Genomic DNA, 14,974 nt, shown 5'->3' with positions numbered 1-14,974 from the left:
CTGCCCAACCGTATCAGACCTTTTTCGTGCGCGGCAGCAAGATCGCCAGCAGCCCGAACAACGGCAAGAACGCGCATAAGCGGTACACGTACTCGATGCCGTGACTGTCCGCCAGGTGCCCCAGCAGCGCCGCCCCGATCCCGCCAAACCCGAACATCAGCCCGAAGAACACCCCGGCGATCATCCCCACATTGCCCGGCACCAACTCCTGCGCGTACACCACAATCGCCGAGAACGCCGAGGCCAGTACAAAGCCGATGATCACGCTGAGCACGCTGGTCCAGAACAGGTCCACATGGGGCATCAACAACGTGAACGGCGCCGCGCCGAGGATCGAAAACCAGATCACCGCCTTGCGCCCGATGCGGTCGCCAATCGGCCCGCCAAAGAACGTGCCCGCCGCCACCGCGCCGAGGAACAGAAACAGGTGCAACTGCGAGCTGGCCACCGACAGGTCGAACTTCTCGATCAGGTAAAACGTGAAGTAACTGGTGATGCTCGCCATGTAGAAATACTTGGAAAACACCAGCAGCCCGAGCACCACCAGCGCCGCCATCACGCGCCGTTTCGACAAGCCATGCGTCGCCGCCTGACCGGCCTTGAGCTTGAACAGGTTCAAGTGCGTGCGATACCAGCGGCTGATCGCATACAGCAGCACCAACGCAAAAACCGCGAACAGGCCGAACCAGGCCACATTGCCCTGGCCGAACGGAATGATGATCGCCGCCGCCAGCAACGGGCCGAACGCCGAGCCCGCGTTGCCGCCGACCTGGAACGTCGACTGCGCCAGGCCATAGCGCCCGCCCGACGCCAGCCGCGCCACGCGGGACGCCTCGGGGTGAAAGGTCGACGAACCGATCCCGATCAACGCCGCCGCCAGCAAAATCAGCGGGAAGCTGCCGACCTGGGACATCATCACAATCCCCACGAGGGTGCAGACCATCCCGCACGGCAACAGAAACGGCTGGGGATGCCGATCGGTGTAATAACCCACCCACGGCTGCAACAGCGACGCGGTGAGCTGGAACGTCAGGGTAATCAGCCCGACCTGGGTGAACGTCAGGCCATAGCTGGCCTTGAGCATCGGGTAGATCGAGGGCAGCACCGACTGGATCAAGTCATTGATCAAATGCGCCAGCGCCACCGCGCCGATGATCCGCATGACCAGCGGGCTGGTCTGCCCGGCGGCGGGGGAATTGCTAAGAGCCATAAGAGGGTTCCGTACAGCGGGGGAATGCACAGGTGCAGGTGCGACAATGTGCCACTTTTGCCCAGGGCAAGGCTATCCCGTTAGGGAGCTAACGACTGTAGCGGTCACGCTTTGTAAAAGGCCAGCAGGGTGGATCGCTTTAATTTGAAGGATGTTTCCTAGACAATCCCCGGCGCCTTGTGCCTGTGGAAACCGCTGGCTAGTCTTCGATCCGTCACTGGAATCAGTGATCGGGTTTAGTCGCCCGGATTCTTAATCAGGCGCATGCACCTCCATGAGTTTTATGGTGGTTGTGCGCAGGGCACCTTCGGGTGCGCCGGATTTTCCTGATTAGCCGGTCGACTAACCTGCGTACAGCCGCCACCCATTCGTTTAGTCGCGACGGGGCCGGCTTCTGACTTAATCAGGAGTTACACCATGACCAAAGCACTCCCCGATCCGCCTAGCGACTGCCTCGCCGTCAACGAACACCTCAGCTTCGAAGACGCCCAGCTCTACATCGCCCACCTGATCCACAGCGCCTCGGCCACCGTGCTGGACTGCGGCGACCACCTGCCCCCCCACGACCGCGCCAAGATCCACGCCGTGTGGCACCTGCTGGAAATGGCCAAGACCGTGGTCGACCGCTCCATCGACTGCATGCCCCGCACGTCCTGACAGCCAACGCCGATCAAATGTGGGAGACCGGGGCGTGCCATAAAGACCTGCAAATCCCCCTGCCACCCGTCGGCCGAGCCAGGGCTTTTCGTTAAACAATTGAAAGCGTAGATAAAAATTCAATAAAAACGCTTGACGCTTTGTCGTTCTCCGCGAATAATGCGCGCCACTTGGCTACATAGCTCAGTTGGTTAGAGCATAGCATTCATAATGCTGGGGTCCGGGGTTCAAGTCCCTGTGTAGCCACCAAGTACCGATCCATAGATGTCTACAGCAGTCTATGAATCACCTCAAGAAGCCCGCCTCGTGCGGGCTTTCTTGTTTCTGGCTGTTCACCTCTGTCTACGCCTATCCGGCCATGCTGCAAAAATAACGGCGATCATTGCTGAGCGGGGTTAGTGCACGGACTTGCCCATCCGTTTGCGTTCGAGCGGACCAGTCATTTGCATCGGATTTGACCAGCACGATTCGTGGGCATGACCGGCAGAAATCGGCCAAAAGCAGCCGTTCGCGAGGGCTGCTTACGACCCAAGACGGTCATCAAATTGAGGTAACGAAGAGAGCTTCGAGGCCGACGCTGACTGGCGGTAGCGCATTAATCAATACAGCAAAACCCATCGGCGGGGAGGCAAAAAGGGCTTTTTCCTTGAGTTTTTTTGTTCACGCACTCCCTTTCAGCTTTAGCAAAGAGAATGACGACATTTTACTGACGCCGAGATGGCTCATATAGTAAATGGCTATTGGCCGCGTCCGCTCAGATGAGGTTCTATGGGCAGACAATACCTTTATTTTCAAGGAGCGAAGATGTCTGAACCCTTTAAAAAACTAAATCCAAATATTATCGATAATGAGCTAATAAGAGCTCCACAGAGAGAAGCTTACGTCGCCTTAGTTCAATCCGTCCAGGGAGCAGCAGAGGATGAGAGAGAAGTCGGCATTGTGTTACCTGTGGGGTGCGGAAAGTCAGGGACTATCGCAATAGCACCTTTTGCTTATGGATCAAAACGCACATTAGTAATCGCTCCAGGCATCGCCATTTCGGAGCAATTAGAGAAAGAGTTCAACCCCAGCAATCCAAAAATGTTTTATCGCAAATGTAAAATATTACTTTCCCCACCTTTTCCCGAGCCAGTCGTAATCCGCGGAACATCTACAAATCGTGCCGACCTAGAGGATGCCGACGTAGTAATAACAAACATTCAGCAACTTCAAGGGGGCGATAACAAATGGCTAAAAAAGCTTCCTAATGACTTTTTTGATTTGATTATTTTTGACGAGGGGCATCATAGCGTCGCGGCAACCTGGGAATTCTTAAAGAAAAATTTCCCCGAAGCGAAAATTATAAACTTTAGTGCCACACCGCTTCGTGCAGACGGCCAAATTATGGCCGGTAAGATCCTCTATTCTTTCCCCATTTCAAAAGCAATCAAGGCGGGGTACGTAAAGCAACTAAAAGCAGTACAACTTAACCCAGCAACTCTACGTTACGTACGTAGAGGGGAAGACAAGGAAATTGAGGTTTCGCTAGCAGAGGTCATAAAGCTAGGCGAACAAGAAGCAGACTTTCGGCGTAGCATCGTTACGTCTAAAGAGAGTCTTGCTACGATTGCTGACGCCTCCATTCATGAGCTTCACAAACTGAGAGAGACCACTGGAGAAAATCGACTAAAAATAATTGCGTCTGTATTGAATTTTGAGCATTGCCGCCAAGTCGTCGAGGCTTATAGAGCAAGGGGAATGCGAGCAGAGTACGTTCATTCAAAACAAGAAGGGGCGGCAAATAAAAAGGTGATGGAGCTACTTGACTCCCATCAGCTTGATGTAATTGTACAAGTTCGAAAACTCGGAGAAGGTTTTGACCATCCCTATCTATCTGTAGCAGCAGTGTTCAGCGTGTTCGGCAGCTTATCGCCATTTATCCAGTTCGTGGGTAGGATCATGCGGGTAATTATCCAAAATCAACCGGAGTCGCCAATTAACCAAGGTGTTGTCGTATTTCACGCAGGGGCAAACATTGCTCAGAAGTGGCATGACTTCAAGCTATATAGTGCAGCAGATCAAGAATACTTCGATCAGCTTCTACCATTGGAATTCTCCGACCCATCTGAATCTGGCGCGCCTCGAGCGTTCTATCCAAATATTGAAACAGGAGATGCGGTCACTGTAAAAGGCCAGTCTTTGATCGAACTTGAAGAGTTACATCTCTTACCTCCTGATCAAGCCGCCGCAATAGAGCTACTAAAAAGTATCGGCGTGATCCCGGAAGGCTTCAATCCATTAAAGGAAACACTCCAACCAATTCCAATGACGAAAGTTGCACAGCGTCAAGCTATGCGCGCCAGTCTAAATATGCGCGTAAATACAGAGTCGGCACGAATTTTAAAGCTGCATGGAATTAATCCAGGAGGTAGTGATCTTGACCCACTTCGCCGCGGAAGGACCAACTGGACATTGCTAAAATCCAATATCGATAAGCACGTCAATTTTCATGTTGGTAAAGCTGCCAAGTCGAGGAGCGAGCTGACTCGCGAAGAACTTATTAAAATCGAAGCTGATTTCGCAAAAATCTGTGATACTGCTTGGAGCGAGTTGAAAAATGGCAGCTAAATCCCTCATTGAAACAGTGCATGTAGATTACGCGCTAAGAGCACATAACTGTCGAGCCAATAAAAACCATAAAATCTTAAAAAACTCGAAACGCTTAAAGGTTAGAAAAGGACTTGGCTGGGTCTACTATTGCGAAGAATGCGCTATTAAAATAATCGAAAGAGACTTAGCGAAACTCGTTAAGCTCAGAATGCTAGAGCCTGACCAAGAACCTTAAATGAATATGCAGATGACTTTCAAAAAATCGTCACTCTGCAGGAATAATATTCGTAATTATACTCAAGCTTTTGGCATATTCTGCATGTGCCAAAAGTTTGGCTGTATCAGCTGCGACTGGTATCGGCCGGAAGCAGTCATTGAGCGCCAATGAAGCCAGATTAGCAGCTACTCTGCTTAAAAATGGATTGTTTTTTGGTCCGTATGTTGAAATAGCAGACAAGGAGAAAGCTGATGTTTGATTACTTAGGAAACTTTCCAATTTCGGCCGATCTACTACCGCAACGCCTTCGCTCTCTTTTGGAGCCAATCGGAATCGATCCGTTGGAACGAGTAGCGGTAAGTAGTTTTACGGAAACCGAATGCTCAGAATGGAACAGAGAGACTGTTCACATGGTGATGGCTGTCGTTCCTGACGACGGGAATGCGACACCAGTCCTTCATTGTGACAGTGTTGTGGCGCACGGATTACCAATTGTCCGAGAGAAAGGTAGCGAGCGAGATTTCGCGCCGAGTGTGAGCGGTCATGATTACGTTGTTGCCTCTTGGGGTAGCAGCTTATTTTTCACCTATAACTTGGCCGAGAAAGTATGGATGTCACTGGGTTTAACGCCACGCTGCATTGGCAATGAGCACCAGCGCTTAGTTTACGATGACTTGAGCCTTCCTGAGTTCGGAGTCGCGGAAGGAGAAGTGTCTTTTCAGTACAATTTCAGCCCCTCCCGAGATGTTAAATGGTTAATGTCCAACGAGTATCTTCGCAAGTATCTGTGGCTTAGGGGCGGGCGTGGCGTTCGTCAGTTCTTCTACCAAGTGACACTCAAAGACAGCCTTCCATTGCGTAAATTGATGAATGGCTCTAAGTTTTTTTCTCTTGGTGCGCCGGGAAGTTGGCTTGAAGGTGACCTTCGGGAAACAGAGGGCGGTTTGCTGCTTCAAGTATGGGCCACGGTAGATGCCGTATCCTGTGAGCTTTGCCCTCAGCAGACTGCAGATGGACTAACTTGGCCAGGTGTTGTTGGCAAAGTTACTCACGCCAGCACTAACGACATTGTCAGGAGCGATATGACGGTCTATCTCGACGATAGATTTCTCGAGCGATATGAACAGAACAGGTTGTATGATAGTACGCCTGTTGATATGCATGGTGATTGGAGCTGCAGCCCTTCTTACATGGGGCAGTGGTCTTTTACAGGATGCCGGCGAGTAGGAAGAAATCTAATTGAGGTGGAAATAAGGGACTTGTACAAGGGGGTCCCAGTTCGAGAAACTTTACATGCTCATGTCCACGCTGTTGATTTAGGGATCGTGAAGCGCGACCTGAGTGAAGAACACATTGTTTCCAAAGTGGATAGGTTTCTCTCACAAATGTTGTCCCTGGGAGAGAACCTTTCCCAGCTCGGGACGGCGCTAGGCCTAGAAAAATCCGCTGTCGAACTGCTAGGGTTCTCGCGGCACGCAGTTGAAGCTGATGGTTGGCTAAATTATCCTCAAGTTACAAAACTTGCCCAAGTAGCTTCCTTGGATATGACCCAGCAAGGTTTTCTCGCTCGATGCAAATCTGTACATGAAATCTGGCAGAAACTTCCCGATGGTTTCCTCAAACAGATTCTAGAAGCGATGGGTGTTCCGCGAAAGTCGATCGCCAGTCTAGGTACCTTAAAGCTTCTACAGGGATTACTGAACATCCTAGCGAGTTTTGATGAAAACTGTGAGGCGCCAGATGCGCTCAAAAGCAAAGATGAGCCAGACGGCTGGAATGCCAAGAATGATGATATTGCAATGCTGTTCGTTAACTACGATCTTCGTATCGCTGACGCCCACGATTCAGTGAGTAAAATTGTCGAAAGATTGCAGGACCAAGGCTTCGATACTGCTACATTGCATCAGGGACATGGCAGGGCGCTGGATTTTGTTTTGGATGGCGTGATCAGCTCCTTTGCAGCAATTAATAGGCCGTTGAGCAGAATTCTGGCCCGCGCGTGACTGGCTCTGTTTCATGTAGTAAAACGGGGTCAGCCCCTGAGGGATCCCCACAAATCTACTCCAGGCTCTGCGCCTGATGGCGCACCTCATCACGCAGGGCTTTCTCCAACACTTCCAAGCCTTTTCGCCCACCATGTTGATTTCCCAGCAAACGGTCGACGCGCTTGATGGCATGTTTGGGATAGGCCTGACCCGGCATGGAGCGCCCGAGGCCCGTCAGTGTTAGGCGACGGCCCTGCAGTAACGAACTGACACAACTCACCAGCGTTGTCAGGCGGCGAGAATGGATTGAGGGGAGTGCTTGAGCGAGCGCTCTGTGTAAAAATCGAATGGCCTGCATGGGTTCGGGATCTTAGTTTTGTGTGGTGCAAACCAAGTTGCCGACTCATGCAGGCCTATTCAATAATTCCAACTTCTTGATTTTTTGTAAGAAAAATCGGGGATCCCTCAGGGGCTGCCCCCTATTTCCTCCTTGACGCCCCGCTCGCGATAGGCCTCTAGCCCCCGGACACACAATGGGGCCTAAGACCAGTTCGACTGTCAGATCGGGACGAAAATCGCGTTTCTACGCAATTTTCTGATCTGCTGATCAACCCACGCCGACAGATTTTACGTAGCAACACATTCTTCAAGACTGTGCCCGCGGGTTTCAACGTCTGGGGCGTTTTCTGCCTGTCACGACTGACCGGCTTGGGCCGAAAGCGGTCAGTCATAAGCGGCTACGTCCGGCCAGGAGCGAACATCGAGTGCCTGCGAATTCAGGGCCGACTCATTCTGCACCAGACTGTAGCGCCCAAATACCCCCCCACTGTATCTGCTTCTACCTGAACATTGCCGGTTAGCATGGCTCCTCATCCAAGGAGGTATTGCGCGATGCCAGACGCTACTAATCTCTACCTGTTCATTGTTGCCGCCTTGCTGCTGCTTATTGTGCCGGGCCCTAACATGGCAATCGTCACCAGCCACGCAGTCACCCACGGCTGGCGAGCCGGCCTCGCGGCAGCACTCGGAATAACCCTGGCCGATTTGCTGATGACCGTCCTGGTTAGCGCGGGTCTAGGGGCGCTGGTGATGAGTTGGGCACCGGCGTTCGACTTGCTGCGCTGGGCAGGTGCTTGCTATCTGATGTGGCTGGCTTGGCAAGCATTGAAGGCTCCCCCTTCGGATACTGACACTCAACCTACGCAGGCTTCATTGCGGAAAATCTTTACCCGAGCCACGCTCAATAGCCTGTTAAACCCAAAAGCGCTGTTGTTCTTCATGGTATTCCTACCGCAATTCGTCACCGTAGGCAGCAGCAGCGTCACGTTGCAATTGATGTTCTTAGGTGTGCTGCTTGCGCTGATCGCTTTGGTGTTTCATTCCCTGCTCGGATTTTGCGCCGGACGGCTTCATGCGCGCCTGCGCAAAGGCTTGGTCTCCAAACGCCTAGGCGCTTATGGCTTCGCTGCGGTAATGGCGGCTCTGGCAGCACGCTTGGTCTTTCTAAACCGACCGGTTTAAAGACCCCAAGCCCGTCCGACGTCACATGTTTCAACATCGCGCCAGGCCCGCGCACATCGATCAGATGGCAGGTTTTGACCGGTCGCTAGCGCTGCCAAAAAGCAGAAATCGGCCCGAAGCAGCCGGTCGCGGCAGCTTGAATAAAGCAGCAAGAATCGGATAGTAAGTACTGTACGACTTCCAGTCTGATAGGACTCCAAACCAATAGGAGTTCGACCATGGCGTTCCGTATAACTGGCCTTTCCCCCGAGCCATTCCAGTCACTGTTTGGATTGCCCGACCAAGAGCTGGCATCTCTTGGGATGAAGCGTTATATCGTCGACAGCAACCCAGGGTTTCCTGACCGTATCGAAATGAAAGATGCGGAGCTAGGTCAGAGCGTGCTTTTACTCAACCATGTCTGTCAGCCAGCCAAAACGCCATACCGCGCCTCACACGCGATCTTCATACGGGAATGGGCCACGCAAGCTTATGACGCAGTCGATCAAGTACCTGAGTCTATGCGAATCCGCCTGCTATCACTTCGCGCTTTCACTGATGATGGGATGATGCTCGACGCCGACGTAGCGGATGGAATAGCAATAGAACCTGTAGTCACCCGGATGTTTGCCAATCCAGAGGTTAGTTACATTCACGTTCACAATGCCAAGCAGGGTTGCTACTCCGGGCGAATAGATCGGGCGTAGTCAACACAGGTCTTGGTGGCTCGTCCTTCTGTCGACTCTGCCGGTAACCGACTGGCCGGTCTTGGCCGATAGCGGGCTATCACCCGAATGATCTCCAAGAGTCACTCGCTGACTCCAGAGATCACACGCCACTGAACATCAACGGGCAGACATCAGCTTGCTCAGGCCACACTGCTGGGTACGTTCGTACCCATACCTTCAGGTAAATAGTGGCTTATTTCTTCTATTTCAGCCTGACCAAGACGAACGCTGATGGCATCGATCAATCCATTCACCTGTTCAGGCCGGCGTGCGCCTACTATCGCGCCGGAGACTGCCGAATCACGCAGCACCCAAGCGATGGCGATGGCCGCCGCACTGACCCCATGCCTGGCACCAATGTTTGCCATCACTTCTACCAAAGCGAGATTCTTGCTGAGGCGAGGTTCCTGGAAGTCGGCGCTGCGCGATTTTCGCCAGTCGTCGTCGGGCAGCTGTGCAATCCGCTCGCGGGTCATGCTTCCCGTCAGTAGGCCAGATTGTAAAGTCGAGTAGGCAATCACGCCGACCTGCGCCGTTGCGCAATAAGGCAGAATATGGTCCTCGATATCACGCATCAAAGCTGAATACGGCGGTTGAAGGGAGGCGATATCGGTGACCGAGCGGGCTCGCTCAAGCTGGGAAACATCGAAGTTTGACACGCCAATTGCCCTTATCTTGCCCTGCGCCTTGGCTTGGGCCAGAGTCGCCAAAGCCTCCTCGATGCCTTCGCTGGCCCCATCTGCCGGGAACGCTGGCCAGTGAATCTGATAGAGGTCGATGACATCGACCTGCAAGCGACGCAGGCTGTCCTCGATCTCTTTCATCAGTGACTGGGGGGCGAGCGAATGAGAAATCTCACGGGTCTGGGGATCCCACACCAGACTGCCTTTGGTGAATACCAATGGACGACGCGAAGCCGGCACCTGACGCAGCAATTGCCCCGTCAACCGTTCGGCATGGCCGAGTCCATAGACCCCCGCTGTGTCGATCCAGTTGACGCCGCGCTCGACCGCGTACTCCAATGCCGCCAGGCTATCTCGGTCATCTTGTGCCCCCCAGCTGAACTCCCACCCTTGCCCCGCAATGGCCCAAGTGCCCATGCCAATTGGCGAAATCAACAACTCGGACGTACCCAGTCGATTCTTTTGCATAAACACCTCACATCGATTGATGCGCAAAGTATCCATGGGGAGGTTACCGACGATAAGATAGCCAATCGTGTTTGAACTACTGAACCCTATTCATGAAAACCCCATGCGATCTTTCCGAACTCGACGCCTTCGCCGCAGTGGCTCGCCATCACAGCTTTCGCAAAGCGGCCGACGAGCGAGGGGTGTCTGCATCGGCCCTGAGCCACGCCATGCGTGCCTTGGAAGGCAGGCTGGGGGTCAGGCTGCTCAACCGTACCACTCGCAGCGTGACGCCCACTGAAGCAGGCAATCAACTGCTCGCTACGCTGGTTCCAGCGTTGGCGGAGATCGCCAAAGGGCTGCATGAACTGACCTTCAAACAAGAAGTTCCCACCGGTACGCTGCGATTGAACGTATCGCGACCCGCAGCCCACCTCGTCATTGCGCCACTGCTGGCGCCATTCACTGCCGCCTACCCACGTGTCAACGTGGAGCTGGTGGCTGACGATGGATTGAGCGACATCATCGACAAAGGCTTCGATGCAGGCGTGCGCTTCGGCGAAAGCCTTGCCGGTGACATGATCGCCGTCCCGGTGGGCTCACCGCAGGGATTTGTCACCGTTGCTGCCCCCGGTTACCTCAGGAGGCACGGGACACCGGACACGCCACAAAGGCTGCTTGAACACGCCTGCATTGGCAGACGCTTCCCAAGCGGCAAACTGTACAAGTGGGAATATCGTGCCGAGGGCCAGCCCATGCGCCTGGCCGTGGCAGGACCGTTGATACTGGAAGATGACACCTTGATGATCCAAGCCGCGAAGGACGGTGCCGGGATCGCGTACGTGTATGAGGAGATGGCCAGGGACTACATGGCTCAGGGGCAACTGGAGGAAATTCTTGAAGACTGGAAAGCCCTGCCAAGCAGGTTTTTTATCTATTACTCCAGCCGGCGTCACGTACCGCCAGCGCTACAGGCGCTGATCGAATTTGTGCGTGAAACGCAGCACCCATGAAAAACCGAAGGCAGTTCATGTGGGCGCCGTCTGGAAGCATGGGGTTGTGAACAGGGTGTTCTGATCATTTGTTATAGAGAGGCAGCTTCTGGCCGATTTCTATCTGTCGCCAGCGGCAGTTATGGGTCGTTGAGGGCCCTAGTTATGCGCCGGTCAGAAAACGATTTCGCACCGTGCTTCAACGGCCTGTACTCGTAATGTCAGACCAGACTCGAAGCGCATGACAAGGTGATGATTTGGTTGGATATTATCTGTGAGGTAGAAGGTTTGTGTCTCAGCACTGGACTCCACCGCTCCAATCGAATGAAGAACATTACCGTCACTGTCAGCCGAGTTTTCATCCCGCCCACTCGCTGAAAAGTAGTCAACCTCATGGAAGCTGATAGTAATCTTGCGTGCTTCTTCAGTCGGCACCCAAGAGTCACTCCGTCGAGTAAAGCTAACTACAACCGACCGATCCAAGATGTCGTAACTGATGGCGCTGGCTTGGTAGAAGTTATGCAGATCGTAGGCACGGCTGTGAATCTCAACCTCGATATGCCCGAACACGAAACCATGGAATTGCATGGGTTAGTCCTAATGATCTACCGGTCGGCACGCATCGTACTGCATCGTCGCGATGACCGCTTCTAGCCGACTTCTGCCGTTCGTGACGGGCAGAAATCGGCCAACCGCAGACAGTGACCGAATCGTTGCGAGCAGCCCATCGCCGCTCAAGGTCGCGCGCTTGCTGGTGGACCTTGAACAAGCCGATGGGCTCAGACGCGAACATATGGCCGAGGGGCTGCAATATCGGCCGACAATGCTTCAGCCCGTGTCACCCCTTGGTAAGATCAACCAACGGCGTCTGCCGCACCTCAGTCTCCCGCCCATCCTGAATCTCGCTAACCTGCTTCAAGGCTCTATCCACCGCCGCCTTATCCGCCAACAAGCTATAGCTGATGCGGAACTGCTTGTGTTCCTTGGGCCCAATTGTCGGTACCAGATTCAGTGGCCGCTGATAACGGCGGTTGTAGGAAAAACTTGTCCCCGGCTCCAGCCCCGTGACATAGCCCTGGCCTTGGGTGTCGGTGTTTTTCCACAGGGAAAACACGGGCAGTGTCTGAGTATTGAAGCCGACCGAAACGCCCAGGCTACCGGCCTTGTTGTGCAACACGGTCAACGTATCGCCCTTGGCATCGGCATACGGCACCACGTTGTACACCGTTTCGTCGTAGTCTCTGGTCGGTGCGCGGTAGGTTTGCCAGTCGGGGAGATCGTCCTTGGCCTTGTCGTTGAACGGCGACACCTGTTTCACCGGCGCGGCGAAACGAGCGCCCTGCTCCAGGAACGGGGTGCTGAAGTTGCTGTGATACAGCGCCTGGTATTCCTTCGGATAGTCGCCGTTGTTGGTCAGGGTGTCGTTGAGGGCGAACACGACGCTGCCGGGTTCGGTGACCAGTTCGGTCGCGACCGAGAAGTCGACCTTCTTGAACGCCTGCTCTTTCAGCTCGCCGCGCAGGGTGATGGCGTACGGTGGTTTTTCATCGATATGCAGCGTGACTTTATTCGCAGGAATGTTGGCGGCCCGACCGTGCAGGGTCAGCAGTTCGCCGTTGTCGACGCCGGGGTGGCCGACCCATTCGTATCCGCAGCGGGTGACCAGCTCATTGAAACCTTCCAACCAGCCCAGACCACCGCGGCCATTGAGTTCGATGAAAGACGGATTGACCACTTCCTTGACCGGCGAATCCCAGCCCATGCGTACATTGCCAACCGAGGCCTGCAAGACGTTCATTCCGCGAGTCGGCACTACCGAGAGTTTCATCGTGCCGTTATCGATGTCGACGATGCTGACGCCCTCCTGCCGACCGCCGTGCAAGGTGCGCAAGGTAACGCTGAAGGGTTTGTCGGTTTTTATTCCGAGTTGCTGACTGGTGATCTGCCAGCTCTGGGCGGCTTTGTCAGTGTCGAGCAGAACGTAATCCCAGGCCATGGCGTGGGAGGCAGCGGACAGTGCGCTGATGGCAACAAAAAGTTTGAGCGGGGTCATGGCGGCAGCCTTTCTTGGAGTTGTGCCATTTTTATAAACGTGATGAAACGTTTCAGCAAGCTAAAAGATCGACACGGTAATGTCGCTGATAGCCCATTTCTGCCTTCTGTGACCGGCTAAAATCGACCCTAAGTTGCTCTTCGCGAAAGGCAGCGATCGGCCAGGAGCGGACATTTTGCAGCGACCGATAGAGTTGGAGGGATAACATTCTCGCGTTCGAATAAACCCGGTCAGGGTAATTCAAAGGCATTCAGGAATATTGGCGGAGAATTCCACCACATCAAACATGATAAACACTGTACAACCACCCGCTCGATCAATAGGATGAGAAGTATTATCATTCGCGCAGTGCGAGCCTTACATGCAGGATGCCAGCCCAACATCGTCCGTCGAACAGTTGTACGAGAATCATCACGGCTGGCTACGGGGCTGGCTGAACCGGCGGTTGGGGCACAGTGCCGACGCCGAGGATTTGGCCCACGACACGTTCATCCGCGTGCTGCGCGCCCCTCAGCAGGTGCGCGAGTTGCGTCAGCCCATGGCGTTTCTAGCGGCGATTGCCAATGGACTGCTGGTCAATCGCTGGCGCCGTCAGGAGATTGAGCGGGCTTATCTTGCAGCGTTGGCTGCTCGGCCCGAGGGGGTGGAATCGTCACCCGAGGACCGGTATCTGGTGATCGAAACCTTGTTGCAACTTGACTCGCTGCTGATTGGCCTCTCCGAGCGCATACGGCAGATTTTCTTCATGTCTCAGCTCGACGGCCTCACGTATCCGCAGATCGCTGCGCAGTTGGGGCTGACCGTGGCTCAAGTGCAACGAGCCATGGGCAAGGCATTCCGTGTTTGCTACGCGAGCCGTTTCGAATGAGGGCCGAGATTAGTCCGCAGGTGCGCGATATCGCCATTGATTGGCTTGTCAGGATGCAGTCCGGGCTTATGAGTGCGCCTGATCTGGACGCATTGCAGCGTTGGCGCGAGGCGAGCAATGAGCATGAACAGGCTTGGCAACGTGTCGCCAGCTTGCTGCTGTTGCAACAGCCTGGAGCGAATCTTTTGCGCGATGCCACCGCGCGTAGGGCACTGGAGTCGGCCGGACCGGACATGCAGAAACGTCGGCAGGTACTCAAGCGCCTGCTGGTCCTTGGTGCGGTTGGCGGGGTTGCCTGGCAAGGCGCGGGTTCCACGCCGGTGCGCGCCGCACTGGCGAACCACCGTACAGGTACGGGCGAGCGTCACCAGTGGACGCTGGTTGATGGCAGCTCGCTGTGGCTGAACACGGCCAGTGCCGTGAACCTGGATTTCACTGATCAGGTGCGGCGCATCCAAATGATCGAGGGTGAGTTGGCCTTGCGCGTGCGGGCAGAGTCGCGCTCGCTGCAACTAATCACACCGGACGCGATCCTGCAGAGTAGCGAAGCGCATTTGCAGGTGCGCCATGATCGGCAAGGCACGCAGGTAACCGTGCTGGAAGGCCAGGTGCAGGTGCACTCACGGGGCCAACAAGCGCCATCCTCGCTTGAGGCAGGATGGCAGGCACGCGTGGACCGCTTCGGGATCGGCGTGCCAAATCGCGCCGACCTGCTGGTCACCCAGGCTTGGCTGCGCGGAATTTTGCCAGCGAATCGCCTGCGCCTGGATACGCTGGTGGCCGAGCTCTCGCGTTACCGTCCCGGTATTTTGCGGAGTCATGAGCAGGTGTCAGGGTTACGCCTCACAGGCAGTTTTTCGCTGGATGACACCGATGCGGCACTGACGCTGATAGCTCGCACGCTGCCGGTGCGTATCGAGCGAATGACTCGGTATTGGGTCTCGATCGTACCGGCCTGAATTATTTTTTTCGCTGCGCGATAGTTTTTTCAAACTCGCTTGGCCTATAGGGATCACCCACCCGCCAGAGGTGGGTCGTCACCCCT

General features: G+C 54.5%; 13 protein-coding genes and 1 tRNA gene. 9 read left to right on the top strand and 5 right to left on the bottom strand.

Going from position 1 to position 14,974, the window contains the following annotated elements:
- Positions 1–13: 13 nt before the first annotated feature.
- On the bottom strand, positions 14–1,210 hold the full coding sequence (locus NR164_RS18535; RefSeq protein WP_046384781.1) for an MFS transporter: 1,197 nt from the start codon (positions 1,208–1,210) through the stop codon (positions 14–16).
- Positions 1,211–1,627: 417 nt separating this feature from the next.
- Here NR164_RS18535 and NR164_RS18530 point away from each other — a divergent pair, with 417 nt between their 5' ends.
- The 4 genes from NR164_RS18530 (at position 1,628) to NR164_RS18515 (ending at position 6,676) form a co-directional block, all read left to right on the top strand.
- Positions 1,628–1,867: a hypothetical protein gene (locus tag NR164_RS18530; RefSeq protein ID WP_046384782.1), complete on the top strand. Its 240-nt coding sequence runs from the start codon at positions 1,628–1,630 to the stop codon at positions 1,865–1,867.
- Between the two features lie 172 nt (positions 1,868–2,039).
- A tRNA-Met gene (locus tag NR164_RS18525) sits at positions 2,040–2,116 on the top strand.
- Positions 2,117–2,671: 555 nt separating this feature from the next.
- Positions 2,672–4,474, top strand: coding sequence for a DEAD/DEAH box helicase (locus NR164_RS18520; RefSeq protein ID WP_256823085.1), 1,803 nt, complete (start codon positions 2,672–2,674; stop codon positions 4,472–4,474).
- A 450-nt stretch (positions 4,475–4,924) separates the two neighbouring features.
- Positions 4,925–6,676, top strand: a complete 1,752-nt coding sequence (locus NR164_RS18515; RefSeq protein WP_256823084.1) for a hypothetical protein — start codon at positions 4,925–4,927, stop codon at positions 6,674–6,676.
- Positions 6,677–6,731: 55 nt separating this feature from the next.
- On the opposite strand, the gene NR164_RS18510 is transcribed toward NR164_RS18515, so the two are convergent.
- On the bottom strand, positions 6,732–7,016 hold the full coding sequence (locus tag NR164_RS18510) for a hypothetical protein (RefSeq protein WP_256823083.1): 285 nt from the start codon (positions 7,014–7,016) through the stop codon (positions 6,732–6,734).
- A gap of 533 nt (positions 7,017–7,549) precedes the next feature.
- On the opposite strand from NR164_RS18510, the gene NR164_RS18505 reads away from it, so the two are divergent.
- Positions 7,550–8,179, top strand: a complete 630-nt coding sequence (locus NR164_RS18505; protein WP_256823082.1) for a LysE family translocator — start codon at positions 7,550–7,552, stop codon at positions 8,177–8,179.
- A 218-nt stretch (positions 8,180–8,397) separates the two neighbouring features.
- Positions 8,398–8,865, top strand: coding sequence for a DUF1203 domain-containing protein (locus tag NR164_RS18500; protein ID WP_057005668.1), 468 nt, complete (start codon positions 8,398–8,400; stop codon positions 8,863–8,865).
- A gap of 161 nt (positions 8,866–9,026) precedes the next feature.
- Here the strand turns inward: NR164_RS18500 and NR164_RS18495 are convergent, their stop codons facing one another.
- Complete coding sequence (locus NR164_RS18495; protein WP_306218201.1) at positions 9,027–10,037, bottom strand: aldo/keto reductase; 1,011 nt, start codon at positions 10,035–10,037, stop codon at positions 9,027–9,029.
- Between the two features lie 92 nt (positions 10,038–10,129).
- Between NR164_RS18495 and NR164_RS18490 the strand changes: the two genes are divergently transcribed.
- On the top strand, positions 10,130–11,029 hold the full coding sequence (locus NR164_RS18490) for a LysR family transcriptional regulator (protein ID WP_079442794.1): 900 nt from the start codon (positions 10,130–10,132) through the stop codon (positions 11,027–11,029).
- A gap of 153 nt (positions 11,030–11,182) precedes the next feature.
- Here NR164_RS18490 and NR164_RS18485 read toward each other — a convergent pair whose 3' ends face one another.
- On the bottom strand, positions 11,183–11,596 hold the full coding sequence (locus tag NR164_RS18485) for a hypothetical protein (RefSeq protein ID WP_079442793.1): 414 nt from the start codon (positions 11,594–11,596) through the stop codon (positions 11,183–11,185).
- 250 nt (positions 11,597–11,846) lie between these two features.
- On the bottom strand, positions 11,847–13,061 hold the full coding sequence (locus NR164_RS18480; RefSeq protein ID WP_057005660.1) for an aldose 1-epimerase family protein: 1,215 nt from the start codon (positions 13,059–13,061) through the stop codon (positions 11,847–11,849).
- A 361-nt stretch (positions 13,062–13,422) separates the two neighbouring features.
- On the opposite strand from NR164_RS18480, the gene NR164_RS18475 reads away from it, so the two are divergent.
- Positions 13,423–13,929 carry a sigma-70 family RNA polymerase sigma factor gene (locus NR164_RS18475; protein ID WP_256823080.1) on the top strand — a complete coding sequence of 169 codons (507 nt, stop codon included), beginning with the start codon at positions 13,423–13,425 and terminating at the stop codon, positions 13,927–13,929.
- Positions 13,926–14,888, top strand: a complete 963-nt coding sequence (locus NR164_RS18470) for a FecR domain-containing protein (protein ID WP_079442791.1) — start codon at positions 13,926–13,928, stop codon at positions 14,886–14,888. Before NR164_RS18475 ends, NR164_RS18470 begins: the two co-directional genes overlap by 4 nt.
- Positions 14,889–14,974: the final 86 nt, after the last annotated feature.

Source organism: Pseudomonas sp. Pse79 (assembly GCF_024519615.1).
Classification (GTDB): Bacteria; Pseudomonadota; Gammaproteobacteria; order Pseudomonadales; family Pseudomonadaceae; genus Aquipseudomonas; species Aquipseudomonas veronii.
This window is presented reverse-complemented; position numbering and strand designations above follow the sequence as displayed.

Excerpts from the sequence above, each read along its gene's own strand:
- NR164_RS18535 (WP_046384781.1), bottom strand. The coding sequence starts at position 1,210 with ATGGCTCTTAGCAATTCCCCCGCCGCCGGGCAGACCAGCCCGCTGGTC.
- NR164_RS18530 (WP_046384782.1), top strand. The coding sequence starts at position 1,628 with ATGACCAAAGCACTCCCCGATCCGCCTAGCGACTGCCTCGCCGTCAAC.
- NR164_RS18520 (WP_256823085.1), top strand. The coding sequence starts at position 2,672 with ATGTCTGAACCCTTTAAAAAACTAAATCCAAATATTATCGATAATGAG.
- NR164_RS18515 (WP_256823084.1), top strand. The coding sequence starts at position 4,925 with ATGTTTGATTACTTAGGAAACTTTCCAATTTCGGCCGATCTACTACCG.
- NR164_RS18510 (WP_256823083.1), bottom strand. The coding sequence starts at position 7,016 with ATGCAGGCCATTCGATTTTTACACAGAGCGCTCGCTCAAGCACTCCCC.
- NR164_RS18505 (WP_256823082.1), top strand. The coding sequence starts at position 7,550 with ATGCCAGACGCTACTAATCTCTACCTGTTCATTGTTGCCGCCTTGCTG.
- NR164_RS18500 (WP_057005668.1), top strand. The coding sequence starts at position 8,398 with ATGGCGTTCCGTATAACTGGCCTTTCCCCCGAGCCATTCCAGTCACTG.
- NR164_RS18495 (WP_306218201.1), bottom strand. The coding sequence starts at position 10,037 with ATGCAAAAGAATCGACTGGGTACGTCCGAGTTGTTGATTTCGCCAATT.
- NR164_RS18490 (WP_079442794.1), top strand. The coding sequence starts at position 10,130 with ATGAAAACCCCATGCGATCTTTCCGAACTCGACGCCTTCGCCGCAGTG.
- NR164_RS18485 (WP_079442793.1), bottom strand. The coding sequence starts at position 11,596 with ATGCAATTCCATGGTTTCGTGTTCGGGCATATCGAGGTTGAGATTCAC.
- NR164_RS18480 (WP_057005660.1), bottom strand. The coding sequence starts at position 13,061 with ATGACCCCGCTCAAACTTTTTGTTGCCATCAGCGCACTGTCCGCTGCC.
- NR164_RS18475 (WP_256823080.1), top strand. The coding sequence starts at position 13,423 with ATGCAGGATGCCAGCCCAACATCGTCCGTCGAACAGTTGTACGAGAAT.
- NR164_RS18470 (WP_079442791.1), top strand. The coding sequence starts at position 13,926 with ATGAGGGCCGAGATTAGTCCGCAGGTGCGCGATATCGCCATTGATTGG.